General features: G+C 55.3%; 10 protein-coding genes and 2 pseudogenes. 5 read left to right on the top strand and 7 right to left on the bottom strand.

Features of this window, described 5'->3' with window-relative positions; genetic code table 11:
* Positions 1–61: 61 nt before the first annotated feature.
* The 3 genes and pseudogenes from ACK2JC_RS02430 to ACK2JC_RS02420 all read left to right on the top strand — a co-directional run.
* Positions 62–931, top strand: a pseudogene (locus tag ACK2JC_RS02430) (aldo/keto reductase); the annotation flags it as partial.
* A 43-nt stretch (positions 932–974) separates the two neighbouring features.
* Complete coding sequence (locus ACK2JC_RS02425) at positions 975–1,811, top strand: alpha/beta hydrolase (RefSeq protein ID WP_320937682.1); 837 nt, start codon at positions 975–977, stop codon at positions 1,809–1,811.
* A 131-nt stretch (positions 1,812–1,942) separates the two neighbouring features.
* Positions 1,943–2,212 carry a DUF3795 domain-containing protein gene (locus ACK2JC_RS02420; protein ID WP_092363280.1) on the top strand — a complete coding sequence of 90 codons (270 nt, stop codon included), beginning with the start codon at positions 1,943–1,945 and terminating at the stop codon, positions 2,210–2,212.
* A 155-nt stretch (positions 2,213–2,367) separates the two neighbouring features.
* On the opposite strand, the gene ACK2JC_RS02415 is transcribed toward ACK2JC_RS02420, so the two are convergent.
* From ACK2JC_RS02415 to ACK2JC_RS02385, 7 genes and pseudogenes are all read right to left on the bottom strand, one after another.
* Entirely contained in the window at positions 2,368–3,708 is a 1,341-nt protein-coding gene (locus ACK2JC_RS02415) for a uracil-xanthine permease family protein (protein WP_024734219.1), read from the bottom strand.
* 13 nt (positions 3,709–3,721) lie between these two features.
* Positions 3,722–4,672 (bottom strand): carbamate kinase, encoded by a 951-nt coding sequence (arcC, locus tag ACK2JC_RS02410; protein ID WP_092363284.1) that lies wholly within the window; start codon positions 4,670–4,672, stop codon positions 3,722–3,724.
* A gap of 93 nt (positions 4,673–4,765) precedes the next feature.
* Positions 4,766–5,959, bottom strand: coding sequence for a knotted carbamoyltransferase YgeW (ygeW, locus tag ACK2JC_RS02405; RefSeq protein WP_302326099.1), 1,194 nt, complete (start codon positions 5,957–5,959; stop codon positions 4,766–4,768).
* A gap of 199 nt (positions 5,960–6,158) precedes the next feature.
* Positions 6,159–7,475: a YgeY family selenium metabolism-linked hydrolase gene (locus ACK2JC_RS02400; RefSeq protein ID WP_107435137.1), complete on the bottom strand. Its 1,317-nt coding sequence runs from the start codon at positions 7,473–7,475 to the stop codon at positions 6,159–6,161.
* Positions 7,476–7,534: 59 nt separating this feature from the next.
* Entirely contained in the window at positions 7,535–8,740 is a 1,206-nt protein-coding gene (gene dpaL, locus ACK2JC_RS02395; protein WP_368272727.1) for a diaminopropionate ammonia-lyase, read from the bottom strand.
* Between the two features lie 66 nt (positions 8,741–8,806).
* A complete protein-coding gene (locus ACK2JC_RS02390) occupies positions 8,807–9,466 on the bottom strand; it encodes a transcriptional regulator (RefSeq protein ID WP_024734223.1) in 660 nt (219 codons plus the stop codon).
* Positions 9,467–10,009: 543 nt separating this feature from the next.
* Positions 10,010–11,387 (bottom strand): annotated as a pseudogene (locus ACK2JC_RS02385) (transposase).
* A 165-nt stretch (positions 11,388–11,552) separates the two neighbouring features.
* Here ACK2JC_RS02385 and ssnA point away from each other — a divergent pair.
* Both ssnA and ygfK read left to right on the top strand, forming a co-directional pair.
* Complete coding sequence (ssnA, locus tag ACK2JC_RS02380; RefSeq protein ID WP_320937382.1) at positions 11,553–12,884, top strand: putative aminohydrolase SsnA; 1,332 nt, start codon at positions 11,553–11,555, stop codon at positions 12,882–12,884.
* 33 nt (positions 12,885–12,917) lie between these two features.
* Positions 12,918–15,902: a putative selenate reductase subunit YgfK gene (ygfK, locus tag ACK2JC_RS02375; protein WP_368271736.1), complete on the top strand. Its 2,985-nt coding sequence runs from the start codon at positions 12,918–12,920 to the stop codon at positions 15,900–15,902.
* Positions 15,903–16,079: the final 177 nt, after the last annotated feature.

The following is a 16,079-nucleotide window of genomic DNA, read 5'->3' as shown; positions in this document are numbered from 1 at the left end:
TTATATCAAAAACAGGGGGATATTTAAATAAAGTAATCAAAGTTCGCTGTAGTACTACACCTACACGGACAGCGAGGAGAAGATGGGGGAGGCCCTGGCCGGGATCCGGGACCAGGTGTTTATCGCAACCAAAACGCCCGCCGAGAACAGCGGAGATTTTTGGAAACATCTGGAAGAAAGCCTGAGAAGGCTGGGCACGGACTATGTGGACCTTTACCAGTTCCACAACCCGTCCTTCTGTCCAAAGCCGGGGGATGGCACCGGCCTCTATGAGGCCATGGCGGAGGCTAAAGACCGGGGAATGGTGCGGCACATCGGAATCACCAACCACCGGCTGAGCGTGGCCCGCGAGGCTGTGGACAGCGGGCTTTACGAGACGCTGCAGTTTCCATTTTCCTATCTGGCGGGGGAGCCGGACCTGGAGCTGGTGGAGCGCTGCCGTAAGCAGGATATGGGCTTTATCGCCATGAAGGCTCTGTCCGGCGGACTGATCACCAGCGCCAGGGCGGCCTACGCCTTCATGGTTCCCTACAGCCACGTGCTTCCGATCTGGGGGATCCAGCGGGAGCGGGAACTGGATGAATTTTTGGAATGCGACCGGCTGGTCCCGGAAATGGACCAGGAGCTGAAGGCGGTGATCGAACATGACCGGGCGGAGCTGGCCGGCGAGTTCTGCCGGGGCTGCGGCTACTGTATGCCCTGTCCCGCCGGCATCGAGATCAACAACTGCGCCAGAATGTCCCTGATGATCCGGCGCTCTCCCTCGGACGCCCATCTCACCGGGGAGGCCCGGGAGAAGATGAAAAAGATCGAGGACTGCCTGCACTGCGGCCAGTGCAGCGCAAAATGTCCCTACGGTCTGGACACCCCGGCGCTGCTGGAAAAGAACTACGAGGATTACCGGGAGATTTTGGCGGGAAAGCCGCTTTGATGGAATCGTCCCCGAACGGGAGTAATATGAGAGGAGACCGGTCATGATACGGTATTACGGCGATCCGCCGTACCGGGCGGCTGTGATACACGGCGGCCCCGGCGCGCCGGGATCGGCCGCGGGCCTGGCGGCCATGGCGGGGGAGATATGCAGGGCCTCAGAGCCAATGCAGTCCGGGAAATCCATTCGGGAGCTGATATTTGAGCTTAAGGGGCAGCTGGAGGAGGCGGGAAACGTTCCCGTTATCCTGATCGGACACTCCTGGGGGGCGTTTCTGGCCGCGCTGTTTGCCGGAGCGCACCCGGAAATGGTGGAGAAACTGATTCTGGTGGGCTGTCCGCCTCTGACGGCCGGTTATGTCCCAATGATCGGGGAGCGCCGCAGGCGGAACCTGGGCCCCGGAGAGCGGGAGGAGTTCGACCGGTTAAATCTTTGGTTGGAGCAGGGGACGCCGGAGCGGGGGAGGATGGAAGAGCCGGGAATGCCGGAGCAGCCGGAGCGTTCCCGGGAGCATGCGGACCGCCTTCTCGCGCGGTTGGGAGAGCTGGCGGAGAGGGGCGACTGCTATGATCCCCTGCCGTGCGCGGCGGATCATGAGATGTTGACGGACGCGGAGCAGTACAGAGCTGTGTGGGGGGAGGCGGTAAAGCTGCGGGCCTCCGGACAGCTGTTGAGAAGCTTTGTGGCCCTGGACTGCCCGATCACATTGATCCAGGGAGAGCAGGACCCGCACCCCGTGTGCGGCGTCTGCGGGCCGCTTGCAGGCTCCGGGAAGGAATACCGGGTTCACGTCCTTAAATGTTGCGGCCATAGCCCCTGGCTGGAGCGCCGGGCGCGGGTGGAATTCTTTGAAATTTTGAAACAGGAGCTGGGGCAGTGACTGCCCCGTCCCGGGACAGATACAGTACAGCCTGCATTTCTGCCCAGAACCGGCGGCGGAGTATCAAAATACAGGCGCCGGGCGAAGCTGCTTTCCGTCCGGCTGCCAACACAAAAGAGGAGGGAATCCATATGTATGAATCGCGTTGCGGGGTCCGCTGCGACAGCTGCGGACGCAAGGGAGAAGTGAACTGTACGGGCTGCATAAACATGAAAACGACTTTCTGGGGCGGAACGTGCACGGTCAAGTCCTGCTGTGAGAGCCGCAGCTTAAACCACTGCGGGGAATGTCCTGAATTCCCATGCGCGATGTGCGCGTCCATGGGGGAGGAGATGGGTTTTGACCCCAAGCCCAGGCTGGAAGCCCTGCGGCAGTGGGCCGCGGAAGGAAAAACGGATTAATCCAAACATACGCACAAAACAGCCGCCGCGGAAGATGGCAAGTAAACCGCGGCGGCTGTTTCGTTTTCCCCGGGATGGCTTCCGGGTATATGTTCAGAGGCTTCCGGCCGTATGGCAAGACAGCCGGATTTATTGATAAACAGAACTATGAGGATTTATTTGTTGGTCTTGTAAAGGTTCTTTTCCCTGGGCAGCGTCACGTTCAGCAGAATGGCCACCAGGGTTGCGATTACAACCGGGGACTTGCCGAAGATGGTGGTTACCCATGCCGGGAAGGAACTTAAGGAGGCGCTTGCCTGTGAAACGCCCATGCCCAGCGCGGCCGCGAGGCCAACGATGGAGGTGTTGCGGTAGTTCATTTCCTCCGTCATAACCAGCTTCATACCGGTCATTGCGATGGAGGCGAACACGGATACGGTAGCTCCGCCCAATACCGCGTAGGGGATGGTGGTCAAAAGCGCGGAGAACTTGGGGAACAGGCCCGCCACCAGGATTACCAGGGCGGAGATTCCCAGAGTCACGCGGTTTACCACCTTGGTGGTGGCCACGATACCCACGTTCTGGCTGTAGGTTGCGGTGGGAAGGCAGCCTAAGAAGGCGCCGATTACGTTGGTAATACCGTATCCCAGGATCGCGCCCTGCAGCTCATCCGTGGTGGGCTCGCGGTCCAGACCTCCCGCCGTGGTGGCGGAGAAGTCGCCGATGGCCTGCACGGAGTTGATCACGAACAGCAGTCCGATGGCTACGCAGGCGGAGATTTCAAAGTTGATTCCAAAGTGCATGATGTGGGGCAGCTGGAACATTCCGGCCTCGCCCACATTGGTAAAGCTGACCATTCCGAAGAACATGGAGAATATGTAGCCTGCGATCATGCCCATCAGGATGGAAGCCAGCTTTAAGAAGCCTTTGGCAAAATGGTTTAACACAGTTACAACAACCAGGGTGAAAATCGCCACCGTCCAGTTCTGCCAGGAGCCGTAATTGGGCTGTCCGGTGCCGCCGGCCATGTAGTTGATGGCGGTGGGGTAGAGGCTCAGTCCGATGGTGAACACCACGGTGCCCGCGATTAACGGCGGGAAAAATTTGCGGATCTTTTTAATCATGATACCCACGATAACTGCACAGATACCGCCCACGATCTGGGAGCCCAGAATCGTCGCAATACCGTACTGTTCGGCAATGGCCTGCATGCTGGGCACGTAGGCAAAGCTGACGCCCAGGATAACAGGGAGGCCGGCGCCCAGGCGGAGTCCGCCTTTTTTGCCCAGCGGAAACAGCTGGAGCAGGGTGGCAAGGGCCGATACAACCAGAGAAGCCTGGATCAGGATTACCCGGTCTGCGGTGTCGATACCGGCAGCACCGGAAATGATGATGGCAGGTGTCACGCAGCCCACAATCATGGCAACTACGTGCTGGAGCGCCAGGGGAATTGCCTGGCTCATTTTTGGAACGCCGTCCAAATCGAACAGTGATGCGTGCTGTTTTTCTGAATTCATGATATTGCCTCCTTTACGCTAAATGGATATGAGTACCGGTTTTTCCCTGGATACCGTCTTTTGCTTTTTCCAACAGCGTAATTAAAGCAGTGCGTCCTGGCTTTGATTCAGCAAATTTTACAGCGGCCTGTACCTTGGGAAGCATGGAGCCGGGGGCAAAGTGTCCCTCTTTGATAAACTTGCGTGCTTCTTCCGTGTCCAGATCATCCAGCCATTTTTCTTCCGGCTTTCCGAAGTTAATAGCTACCTTTTCAACTGCGGTCAGAATAATTAAGAAATCTGCGTTTAATTCTTCTGCCAGCAGCTCGCTTGCGAAGTCCTTGTCGATTACGGCGCTGGCTCCCTTTAAGTGGTTGCCCTGGCGGGTAACCGGGATTCCGCCGCCACCGCAGGCGATAACCAGCTGGCCGGAGTCAACCAGGGAACGGATTGCGCCGATCTCAACGATCTCGGCGGGTTTGGGGGAGGCCACCACACGGCGGTAACCGCGTCCTGCGTCCTCACGCATCATATATCCGTATTTTTCCTCGGCGATCTTGGCCTGTTCCTCGGTCATGAAGTGGCCGATGGGTTTGCTGGGATTTTCAAATGCGGGATCGTCCGCGTCCACGCGGACCTGTGTGATCATGGTCGATACCGGAATATCGCAGATATCGCGGTTGTACAGCTCCTCCCGCAGGGCGTTCTGCAGGTCATAGCCGATGTAAGCCTGGCTCATGGCGACGCAGACGGAGAGAGGGGTGTTGGGCTGGCTGGCGTCCTCGCGGCTGAGAGCGGCCATGGCATTGTTGATCATGCCCACCTGGGGGCCGTTTCCGTGGGCTACGATAACCTCACAGCCCTCCTCGATCAGATCCACGATCGCCTTGGCGGTGATCTTCACAGCCGTCATCTGCTCGGGCAGCGTGTTGCCCAGGGCATTTCCGCCCAGGGCGATGACGATACGTTTTTTCTTGTTTTCCATAGTAATTTCCCCTTTGAGTTTTTGCAAAAAAAGATGAAAAGGGCCGCCAGGCCGAATGCCCGGCAGCCCGGAATAAAAATCATTTATTGTGGATTACTTGAATACGCGGGGAGTTCCCTTCTCTTCCAGCTTCTTTAACACTTCAGCCGGATCGGCAAACTTAGCCAGCATGATCATAGCGGCGATCACGTAAGGTTTGAAGCTGGCTTCCTTGTACAGCGGGTCGCGGTAGCGGTCGAATACGGAAGCCTCAACCTCGCCGTCCTTGCAGCTCACATCGTTGATGTCGGCCGGTAAGCAGTGCAGGTACAGAGCCTTGCCGTCCTTGGTGGTCTTCATCAGCTCCTCGGTGCAGCACCAGTCTTTGTGCTGTGCGTTCTGAGCCAGCAGCTCTTTCTCCAGAGCCTTGATGCCCTCGGTGTCGCCCTCGCCGTACAGGTTGGTTCTCTTCTCCATAGCTGCAAAGGGAGCCCAGCTCTTCGGGTAAACGATGTCGGCGTCCTTGAAAGCGTCGGCCATGTCGTGGGATACGCGGAAGGAACCGCCGGACTTCTCAGCGTTCTGTCTTGCAACGTCCTCAACCTCAGGCATGATCTCGTAGCCTTCCGGATGAGCCAGAACAACTTCCATACCCATTCTGGTCATCAGGCCAACAACGCCCTGGGGAACGGAGAGGGGTTTGCCGTAGGAAGGAGAGTAAGCCCAGGTCATAGCCAGCTTTTTGCCCTTCAGATTCTCCACGCCGCCGAACTCATGGATGATGTGCAGCATGTCGGCCATACACTGGGTGGGATGGTCGATGTCGCACTGTAAGTTCACCAGAGTGGGCTTCTGCTCTAAGATGCCGTCCTTGTAGCCCTGGGAAACAGCGTCCACAACCTCGTGCATGTAAGCGTTGCCCTTGCCGATGTACATGTCGTCGCGGATACCGATGACGTCAGCCATGAAGGAGATCATGTTGGCGGTCTCACGCACGGTCTCGCCGTGAGCTACCTGGGATTTGCCCTCGTCCAGATCCTGAACCTCAAGGCCTAACAGGTTGCAGGCGGAAGCGAAGGAGAAACGGGTGCGGGTGGAGTTGTCACGGAATAAGGAGATGCCCAGTCCGCTCTCGAACACCTTGGTGGAAATGTTGTTCTCACGCATGAAGCGCAGAGCGTCAGCTACGGTCCAAACGGCCTCCAGCTCGTCGTCGGATTTCTCCCAGGTCAGGAAGAAGTCTCCCTCGTACATTTCCTTGAAGTTGAGTTTGTTCAGCTTATCAATGTAATCCTGTAATGTTTTCATGATTTTAACTCCTTTAAAATTGTATGTTAATTTTTATGGGTAACGTGATATTGATACGGAAAACCGGCTCCGTCCGGATGTTCCGGCGGTCAATTCAGCACAAAACCGCCGGATATCGTCTGAGACGGTGCGCTGAAAGAAAATTGGCAAGAGCTTTCAGCGCGGCATTCTAGGAGTCGGATTTCGGGAAAATGTCAAATTACTTGCAGTAAACGGTGGGCAGAGCGGCGTAAACGGCAGCGCAGGTTACCAGATCCTGTTTCCAGGTTTTCTCGTTGGGAGCGTGAGCCTGAGCCTCGGCGCCAGGTCCAAAGCCGATGCAGGGGATTCCGTTGCGGCCCATGATGGATACGCCGTTGGTGGAGAAGGTCCACTTGTCGGTCAGCGGGCGGGCGGTTCTCATTTCCAGAGTCTCCTCTGCGCCGATGCGGGCCTCGCCGAACAGGTTCTTGTAGGACTCCTCCAGAGCCTTGGTCACATCGTGATCCTCCGGGATGACCCAGGTGGGGAAGTAGCACTCGATGGGGTATGTAAGGCCCTTGTAGGAAGGACGGGAATACTCGTACATGGAAACCTTCACGTCGTCGCCGTACTTCTGTACTGCGGGCAGCGCACGGATCTCATCCAGGCAGCTCTCCCAGGTCTCGCCTGCGGTCATTCTGCGGTCCAGGGAAACGGAGCAGGAGTCGGCCACTGCGCAGCGGCTGGGGGAGGTGAAGAAGATTTCGGAAACCGTAACGGTTCCACGGCCCAGGAAGTTGGCTTCCTTGTACTCGGGGTTGTATTTCTCGTCCAGCATTTTCACAAGGCCCTTTACTTCCTTGTCGTCGGCAGCGTCGTTCTCGTTCAGAGCGCGCACGTCCTGAAGGATGTCGGCCATCTTGTAGATGGCGTTGTCGCCGCGCTCAGGAGCGGAACCGTGGCAGGAAACGCCCTTGACGTCCACACGGATCTCCATACGGCCTCTCTGGCCGCGGTAGATGCCGCCGTCGGTGGGCTCGGTGGAAACCACGAAATCCGGGCGGACCTTATCCTCGTTGATGATGTACTGCCAGCAAAGGCCGTCGCAGTCCTCTTCCTGAACTGTACCGGTTACCAGAACGGTGTACTTGTCGGAGAGCAGTCCCAGATCCTTCATGATCTTAGCGCCGTAAACCGCGCTGACGATACCGCCGCACTGGTCGGACACGCCGCGTCCGCCGATCTCGGTGTCGTTCTCGTAGCCCTCGTAGGGATCGAAGTTCCAGTTGTTCTTGTTGCCGATGCCAACGGTGTCGATGTGGGCGTCAAAACCGATTAAGGTCTTGCCGGTGCCCATATATCCCAGCACGTTGCCCATGGGATCGATCTCAACCTTGTCGAAATCGAGCTTTCTCATCTCCTCCGCAATGCGGTCGATGTGAGCTTTCTCATCGCAGCTCTCGCCGGGGAATTTTACGATGTCCCGTAAAAATTTGGTCATGTCTTTCTCGTAGTTCTGTGCAGCTTCCTTGATTTTGCCGTAATCCAGGCTCATTTTGATTTCCTCCATAATAATATTTTGTGAATGGTTTTTATTTTATAGGATCATGATTTTTATTTCTCTTTGCCTTCCCAGACGATGTTCTTGTAGCGGTCCGGATCGGTGTCGCCCTCGGTGGAGAAGAGCAGTACCCTGGAGTTCTCATCCAGACCGATGGCCTGGCGCAGATCCTTGTAATCGTCCATGGTGGTCATGGCGGCCAGTGCTCCGAAGGGAGCGGCTCCGGATTCGCCGGAGGTCACAGGTGTGTCGCCCTTGATGGGAGCGGCCAGCATGCGCATACCCTTTGCGGCTACCCAGTCGGGAGCTGCGATGAATACGGTTACGTGGTTCTTTAAGATATCCCAGGAGATGGTGTTGGGCTCTCCGCAGGCGAGACCGGCCATGATGGTCTGCATGTCGCCGTCCACAATGCGGGGATCTCCGTCTCCGGCTGCCGCGCCCTTATACAGGCAGGCCGCCACATCGGCCTCCACCACTACGAAGGTGGGAGGATTGTCGGGGTAAAGGTTGGTGAAATATCCCACAACCGCGCCGGCAAGGGAGCCTACGCCGGCCTGAACGAACACGTGGGTGGGGCGGTCGCAGCCGTAATCTTTCAGCTGTTCGCCGGCCTCCATTGCCATGGTGCCGTAGCCCTGCATGATCCAGGAGGGGATCTCCTCGTAGCCGTCCCAGGCGGTATCCTGAACGATCACGCCCCGCTCGGTCTCATCCGCTTCCTTTGCGGCCAGACGCACGCAGTCGTCGTAGTTCATTTCCTGAATGTCAACCTGAGCGCCTTCCTTTGCGATGTTCTCAAGGCGGGTCTGCGTGGAACCCTTGGGCATATGTACGACCGCCTTCTGGCCTAAGCGGTTGGCGGACCAGGCGACGCCGCGGCCGTGGTTGCCGTCGGTGGCGGTGAAGAAGGTGGCCTGACCGAATTCCTCACGGAGTTTGTCGGAGGTGAGCACCGCGTAGGGCAGTTCGGAAACGTCCTTTCCGGTCTCACTGGCGATGAAGCGGGCCATTGCGAAGGAACCGCCCAGCACCTTGAATGCGTTTAATCCGAACCGGTAGGACTCGTCCTTGATGTAAACTTCCTTCACTCCCAGGTAAGCGGCCATCTGGTCCAGCTTGGTGAGAGGGGTTTTGCTGTACTGGGGGAAGCTCTCATGGAAGGTTCTGGCCTTCTTGATTTCTTCCAATCCCATAATCGGCAGATTCGTATCCGCAGTTTTGGGCATTTTATTTACCGCCCACTTGATCTGTTCCATTGTTATAAAATCCTCCTTATAATCATGCGTTTGTTTTAATAGGAATAGAATTGTTAACAGGATTGTTTAATTGTCCGTTTTGCGGCTGTTCACATCGATGTAACTGTACAAAGTGAATTTTGAGATCCCGAAGTACTTGGAGATCTTGTCGCCGGACTTGGTAATCAGGAACGCTCCCGCGTCGTTTAAGAACTGGATCGCCGCTACCTTTTCCTCTTTATTCATAAGAGCGGCCGGCTTTCCAATCATAAGTACGGACTGTTCGATCAGGCTGTCGAGCAGGTCGGTGACGTTGGTAACGATCTGATCCGGCTGCTTTTTCGCATCCGATTGGGGTTCGGTATCGATCAGCGCTTTGATCGCCCGGTCCACCGTCATCAGCCCGGTGATATCGAAGTTGATCGCCAGTATGTAGTCGATGGCGTCGCCTTCCTCATTATGAATATAGAAGGTGCTGGATTTTAAGATCCGCCCGTTGGCTGAGCGGGTCAGATAACCCAGATGGTCTTTGAGAGAAGCCGCGTCCTTGTTGTGAAGGGTTTCCAGCACGACCTTGGACGGGCCGTCGCCGACCTGGCGGTTGGTGATATGCCCATTGGTAATGTATACGATGGAATGCTCCATGTCATGCTTTTTCAAATCATGGATCACCACTTCACAATCAGGACCGAACTGTCTGGAAAGGCCGTCGGCTATCTGAGTCAGGAGCCCTAATGTGTAAGTCATAAGCATTTTCTCCTTTCCTTCAGGATTCTTCAAAATTAGGTAACTTTGTACAATAAACACGATTGTTAATTTTGCCTCGTTGTTTATGATTCCATCATATCACAAAAAAATGGAATTGCAATACTTTTTTACAAAAAAATTTTTGATATCTAAAAAATTTTGCATTTTGTGCTTGCAAATGCCGGTTACAGGTGTTAGTATAGGGGTACAGGGAGGCACATTCTGCTTAAAAAGCAGAGATATGAATGGCAGTGTGTGACCAATCGGAAATGTGATTCAGAAACAGAAAGAAAACCATCATCGAGTAATAGTTGATTGCGAAACAGGTATTCAATCCTGATTCCAAATAAGGAAGCCACTTTGCGAAGCAGGAGGACCTGAATAAGTGGGATGTATTCGGATAATGGCGCACATTCATAAGCCATACGTTTTATGGAGTTGGTAAGTCCTATGCAATTAAAGATTTTAACGTCCGTATGCATTCATGCTTATGAATCTTATCTGCGAGAACCACACCGATTAATTGTGTAATGCCTGCGAGGATTAGGTCGGCATGAAGTGTTTTCTCATTTTGGGTTTTACGTCCGGCCAGACAGAAGCAGTCTTTTAAGTGATTGATAGACCGCTCCACATAGGTTCTGGTTTTGTAGACCTTATTCCATTCGTCAGTCCCTCGCAGAATACCTGGATAGGCACGAAGATTTTTCTCTGGATAAATGTAAATCATTCTGCCACAGGAAGACGTGGTACATGGGTTGTCACATTTACAGAGCCGGTGATAGTTTCCAGAAGAAGGATCTTTTATCCAAACAACTTTGGGACAGACGAATTTGTATCGTGTGACGCCGCTTTTAAGCTTACAGGTTCCTTCGTATTTCATTGGAAGAGAGGGATCCTTTGGACAACAGGGAATCCCGTTTTCATCAATGGTATAGTCAAGGTTTTCAAGATGTGCCCTGGAGTTCAAAGGAATATAGGCTTTCTTGAAGTGCCTGCCATTACCAAAGGTATCCCCGGAAAGAAGTTCCTTGTACAGGCGGACCGAATCAAAGGCGGAGTCACCAAGGAAGGTGTCAGGCCGGATCAGAGGATGTGTAGCGAAAAAGTCCTGAAGAGTAGGAATCAAGAGCCTTGCGTCATGGACAGATTTGTCCTCATCAGGCGAATCGGATTTCTTAGAAATGGTAATTTCAGGATGCTTCTCAAAGAAAGCTTTGTTGTAGAAATCAATGTGCCGGATAATGCCGAGGCCATTAGTAACAATTCCTATCTTATAGGCGTAACAGAAATGCCCATCGATATAGAGCTGTTTGATCTCCGGATTGGCAGCTGAATGTGAGGGCATGGAAGCATAGGCAGCTTTATATGGATCATAAGAATCGTCAAAGCCTTTGGATTTTGCATACGCTTTTAGCTGTTTAATGATGCGGTTTGCGTATTTAGGATTGTTTTCAGTAACCCAAGCTTCTATACCAGAAGAATCGAAGATAGTCATACTGGCTTTGGAAGAGTCAATCGCCTGACAGATAGGTTCAGTGAGGTCAACAAGGCGTGAGAAAACATCTTCGAGTTCAGGAAGAAAATCCTGTTTGAAGCGGGTTATCTTAGAAGCATCGGGGACTTTGTCAAAGCCACAGAATTCTCTGAGATGTCTGGAATAATGAAGGAAAATAAGCAGTAACGAGTCAGTAGGAATAGAAAAAATACGTTGAATGATTAAGGCCCATAAAAGGGCGAACAAAGGGTATTTGCGGGTTCTGCCCGTTGATGCATAGAAACGCTTCCGGAAGGAAGCAGGGACAATTTCAATAAGGTCAATATGGGATTGGAGCAGTGACAGGAAAGCAGGTTTGTCAGATTCATAAATATCCTGGCAACATGAAAAAATATCTGCCAAAGAAAGCTGATTGTATGGTATCATATAGGTACAACTCCTTTCAGGTGGATATGGTTGATTGTTACTGGACATCTCAATTTTACCATAAACCTGTGAGGAGTTGTTTTATTTTGACAAAGAAAAAAGCCCGAATTTATGAGGGCTGTGGCGTTTCGCAAACGCCTAATCATCGAGTAAAGGAGAGAGGTTATGTTAGTAATTGGCAACGGACGGTTAGTGACAAGGGATCCGGCGGTTCCTTTTTATGAGAACGGCGCGGTAGCAATGGACGGCGGAACCATCGTGCGGGTCGGAACCGCGGAGGACGTCCGCAGGGAATTCCCGGAGGCAGAGTACATAGACGCCAGGGGGGGCGTGATCATGCCTGCGTTCATCAACACCCATGAGCACATCTACAGCGCCATGGCGAGAGGACTTTCGATTAATGGATACAACCCCAACGGCTTTCTGGAGATTCTGGACGGAATGTGGTGGACCATCGACCGCCATCTGACCAACGAGCAGACCCGCCAGAGCGCCCGGGCTACCTATATTGACTCCATCAAGAACGGCGTCACCACGGTGTTCGATCACCACGCCAGCTTCGGCGAGATTCACGACAGCCTGTTCGCCATCGAGGACGCGGCTAAGGAACTGGGAATCCGCACCTGCCTGTGTTATGAGGTTTCTGACCGCGACGGGATGGACAAGGCGAAGGAAGCTGTGATGGAGAACGCGGCCTGGATCAAACATGCCCTGGCTGACGACACGGACATGATTGCCGGAATGATGGGCATGCACGCCCAGTTCACCATCTCCGACGCCACCATGGAGCTGGCCGCGGCCAACAAGCCCGCCGAGGTGGGCTACCACATCCATGTGGCCGAGGGCATCGAGGACCTGCATGACTGCCTGAAGAAATACGGCAAGCGCATTGTGGACCGCCTCTACGACTGCAACATCCTGGGAAGCAAGACCTTGCTTGGACACTGCATCTACGTGAATCCCCACGAGATGGAATTAATTAAGGAAACGGATACCATGGTGGTACACAATCCTGAGTCCAACATGGGCAACGCCTGCGGCTGCCCGCCCACCATGGAGATCGTGCACCGGGGAATCCTAACCGGCCTTGGCACGGACGGCTACACCCACGACGTGCTGGAGTCCTACAAGGTGGCCAGCGTGCTGCACAAACACCACCTCTGCGACCCGAACGCGGCCTGGGGCGAGGTTCCGCAGATGCTCTTTGAGGGCAACCCGCAGATCGCAAACCGCTACTTCAAGAAGCAGCTGGGCGTTCTGAAGGAGGGAGCGGCCGCGGATGTGATCGTCACTGACTACATCCCGCTGACCCCCATGGATGCAAGTAATATCAACGGCCACATCCTCTTCGGTATGACCGGACGCAGCGTGGTGACCACGGTCTGCAACGGTAAAGTGCTGATGAAGGACCGTGAGCTGATCGGCATCGACGAGGAGAAAGTGATGGCGGAAGTGAGAGCGGAGGCTAAGAAGCTGGAGCGCTCCATCAACGGCTGACAATATCTGTATATAATTTAGGAGGAAAATTCCATGAGCGATAGAATGACCCCGATTCCCTTTGGGAATCTGATGAACTGGATTTTGAAGGAACATAAGAAGGGCGCCATCTTCGGCGTGCGCCGTCCCTTTGTGGCGGATCCGTCCCATACATACGAGATTTTCGGCCGCAAGCTGGAGACTCCCTTCGGACCCGCGGCTGGCCCCCACACCCAGCTGGCACAGAACATTGTGGCTTCCTACGTGGCCGGCAGCCGGTTCTTCGAGCTGAAGACCGTGCAGAAGCTGGACGGCGAGGACCTTCCGGTGAACAAGCCCTGTATTAAGGCCGACGACGAGTGCTACAACTGCGAGTGGTCCACCGAGCTGTACGTGCCCCAGGCGTTTGACGAGTACGTGAAGGCCTGGTTCGCCTGCCAGGTGGTGGCCAAGGAGTACGGCCTGGGCGCCATGGACGGCTTCCAGTTCAACATGTCCGTTGGTTACGACCTGGAAGGCATCAAACTGGAAAAGATTGACAAATTTATCGAGGGCATGAAGGACGCCTCTGAGACAGCTATTTTCAAGGAGTGCCGCCAGTGGCTGTTGGACAACGCGGACCTGTTTGAGAAGGTGACGAAAGAGGACATCGAGGGCATTTCTCCGGAAGTCTGCAACTGCGCAACCCTGTCCACCCTTCACGGCTGCCCGCCCCAGGAGATCGAGCGCATCGCCCGCTACCTGATCGAGGAGAAGAAGGTTCACACCTTTATCAAGTGCAACCCCACCCTGCTGGGTTACGAGTACGCAAGGGATATGATGGATTCCATGGGCTACGACTATGTGGCCTTCGGCGACTTCCATTTCAAGGACGATTTACAGTACAGCGACGCGGTGCCCATGCTGGAGCGTTTACAGGCCCTGGCCGGTGAGAAGGGCCTGGAGTTCGGCGTGAAGATCACCAACACCTTCCCCGTGGACGTGAAGGCGGGAGAGCTTCCCAGCGAGGAAATGTACATGTCAGGCAAGAGCCTGTACCCGCTGTCCATGTCCGTCGCCATGAAGCTGGCGAAGGATTTCGGCGGAAAGCTGCGCATCTCCTACTCCGGCGGCGCGGATTACTTCAATATTAAGGATATCGTGGACGCGGGCATCTGGCCTGTGACCATGGCCACCACCATGTTAAAGCCCGGCGGCTACCAGAGACTGGAGCAGATCGGACAGATTTTCGCAAAGGACGAGGCTAAAGCTTTTGAGGGCGTGGATGCCCAGCGTGTGGCCCAGCTGGTGGAAGCGGCTAAGACCGACAAGCACCATGTGAAGGCCGTGAAGCCCCTTCCCTCCAGAAAGATCAAACGACCGGTGCCCCTGACCGACTGTTTCGTGGCTCCCTGCGAGGAGGGCTGCCCCATCCACCAGGATATCACCACGTATTTGAAGCTCATGGGAGCGGGCAAGGCCGAGGAGGCCCTGGAGGTCATTCTGCTGAAGAACCCCCTGCCCTTTATCACCGGCACCATCTGCGCCCACAACTGCATGAGCAAATGTACCCGTAACTTCTACGAGACCCCGGTGAACATCCGCAGAACCAAGCTGGAGGCCGCTGAGGGCGGATTCGAGGCCGTGATGGCGAAGCTCAAAAAGCCGGAGATCACAAGCGGCAAGACCGCAGCCGTGGTGGGCGGAGGCCCGGCCGGTATGGCGGCCGCCTATTTCCTGGCCAGAGGCGGCGTAAAAACGACGCTGTTTGAGAAGGAAGAGAAGCTGGGCGGCGTGGTCCGCAACGTGATTCCGGGCTTCCGTATCTCCGACGAGGCCATCGACAACGACGCGAAGCTGATCGAGGCTATGGGCGTGGAGATCGTCACCGGCCGGGAGATCGGCTCCGTGGACGAGGTGAAGACGGACTACGACTACGTGGTTCTGGCCCTGGGCGCTTCCACGCCGGGCGTACTGCGCCTGGAGAAGGGCGAAGCCATGAACGCGCTGGAATTCCTGGCACAGTTTAAGGCCACGGACGGAAATCTGGACCTGGGCGAGAACGTGGTGGTCATCGGCGGAGGAAACACCGCTATGGATACCGCCCGCGCCGCTAAGCGCAACAAGGGCGTGAAGAAGGTTTCCCTGGTATACCGCCGGACCAAGCGCTATATGCCGGCCGACGCCGAGGAGCTGGAGATGGCCATTGAGGACGGCGTGGAGTTCGCGGAGCTGCTCAGCCCTGTAAAGCTGGAGAACGGCGTGCTCTACTGCAAGAAGATGGTGCTGGGCGACTACGACGCCAGCGGACGCCGGGGCGTGGTGGAGACCGACGAGGTGGTTGAGGTTCCCGCCGACACGGTGATCGCCGCTGTGGGCGAGAAGGTTCCGGGGGCATTCTACGAGGCCAACGGCATCGCCCTGGACAACAGAGGCCGGGTGCAGGCGGATCAGGAGACCTTGGAGACCAGCGTTGCGGGCGTTTACGCTGCGGGCGACGGGCTCTACGGACCCGCTACCGTGGTGGAGGGAATCCGCGACGGCATGAAGGCGGCCGAGGCTATTCTGGGCCGTTCCGTAGCTGAGGATCTGTTCAGCCTGTCCGACGAGGGGAAGATTTACGGCCGCAAGGGCAACCTGATGGAGGAGGACGGGAAGGACGTGGACAGCAAGCGCTGCCTGTCCTGCAACAGCTACTGCGAGAACTGCGTGGAGGTATGTCCCAACCGGGCCAATATCACCCTGACCGTGCCGGGCATGGAGCGCCACCAGATCATTCACGTGGACTACATGTGCAACGAGTGCGGCAACTGCAAGAGCTTCTGTCCCTGGGACAGCGCCCCCTACTTGGATAAGTTCACCCTGTTCGCCAACAAGAAGGACATGGAGGACAGCAAGAACCAGGGCTTCGTGGTGTTAGACCGGGAGACCGGGGCCTGCAAGGTGCGCCTGCAGGGCAAGGTGACGGATTATGTGGCCGGAACCGCAAGCGATGTGGTGCCGGAGGGAATCGCAAAGATCATCGGGACCGTGATCCGGGATTACGCCTATATGCTGTAAAGACTGGTTTTGAGCGGCGTTGACCGGCCTTCTGAAAAAAGGCCGGGTCCCGCCGCATATTTGGAACAGGCTCGGGAGTTTTTTGCCGCAAGGCAGAGTCTCCCGGGCAGTTTACGCAGGAACACGTTAAAAAAATAACAAAACTTTTTCGAGACGGAACATAGCTGTGGAGAACGA

This window comes from Enterocloster lavalensis, from assembly GCF_046603895.1.
GTDB classification, from domain to species: Bacteria; Bacillota; Clostridia; order Lachnospirales; family Lachnospiraceae; genus Enterocloster; species Enterocloster lavalensis.
This window is presented reverse-complemented; position numbering and strand designations above follow the sequence as displayed.

What these genes read in the sequence shown, in the direction of transcription:
- ACK2JC_RS02425 (WP_320937682.1), top strand. Translation starts at nt 975, where the DNA reads ATGATACGGTATTACGGCGATCCGCCGTACCGGGCGGCTGTGATACAC.
- ACK2JC_RS02420 (WP_092363280.1), top strand. Translation starts at nt 1,943, where the DNA reads ATGTATGAATCGCGTTGCGGGGTCCGCTGCGACAGCTGCGGACGCAAG.
- ACK2JC_RS02415 (WP_024734219.1), bottom strand. Translation starts at nt 3,708, where the DNA reads ATGAATTCAGAAAAACAGCACGCATCACTGTTCGATTTGGACGGCGTT.
- arcC (WP_092363284.1), bottom strand. Translation starts at nt 4,672, where the DNA reads ATGGAAAACAAGAAAAAACGTATCGTCATCGCCCTGGGCGGAAATGCC.
- ygeW (WP_302326099.1), bottom strand. Translation starts at nt 5,959, where the DNA reads ATGAAAACATTACAGGATTACATTGATAAGCTGAACAAACTCAACTTC.
- ACK2JC_RS02400 (WP_107435137.1), bottom strand. Translation starts at nt 7,475, where the DNA reads ATGAGCCTGGATTACGGCAAAATCAAGGAAGCTGCACAGAACTACGAG.
- dpaL (WP_368272727.1), bottom strand. Translation starts at nt 8,740, where the DNA reads ATGGAACAGATCAAGTGGGCGGTAAATAAAATGCCCAAAACTGCGGAT.
- ACK2JC_RS02390 (WP_024734223.1), bottom strand. Translation starts at nt 9,466, where the DNA reads ATGACTTACACATTAGGGCTCCTGACTCAGATAGCCGACGGCCTTTCC.
- ssnA (WP_320937382.1), top strand. Translation starts at nt 11,553, where the DNA reads ATGTTAGTAATTGGCAACGGACGGTTAGTGACAAGGGATCCGGCGGTT.
- ygfK (WP_368271736.1), top strand. Translation starts at nt 12,918, where the DNA reads ATGAGCGATAGAATGACCCCGATTCCCTTTGGGAATCTGATGAACTGG.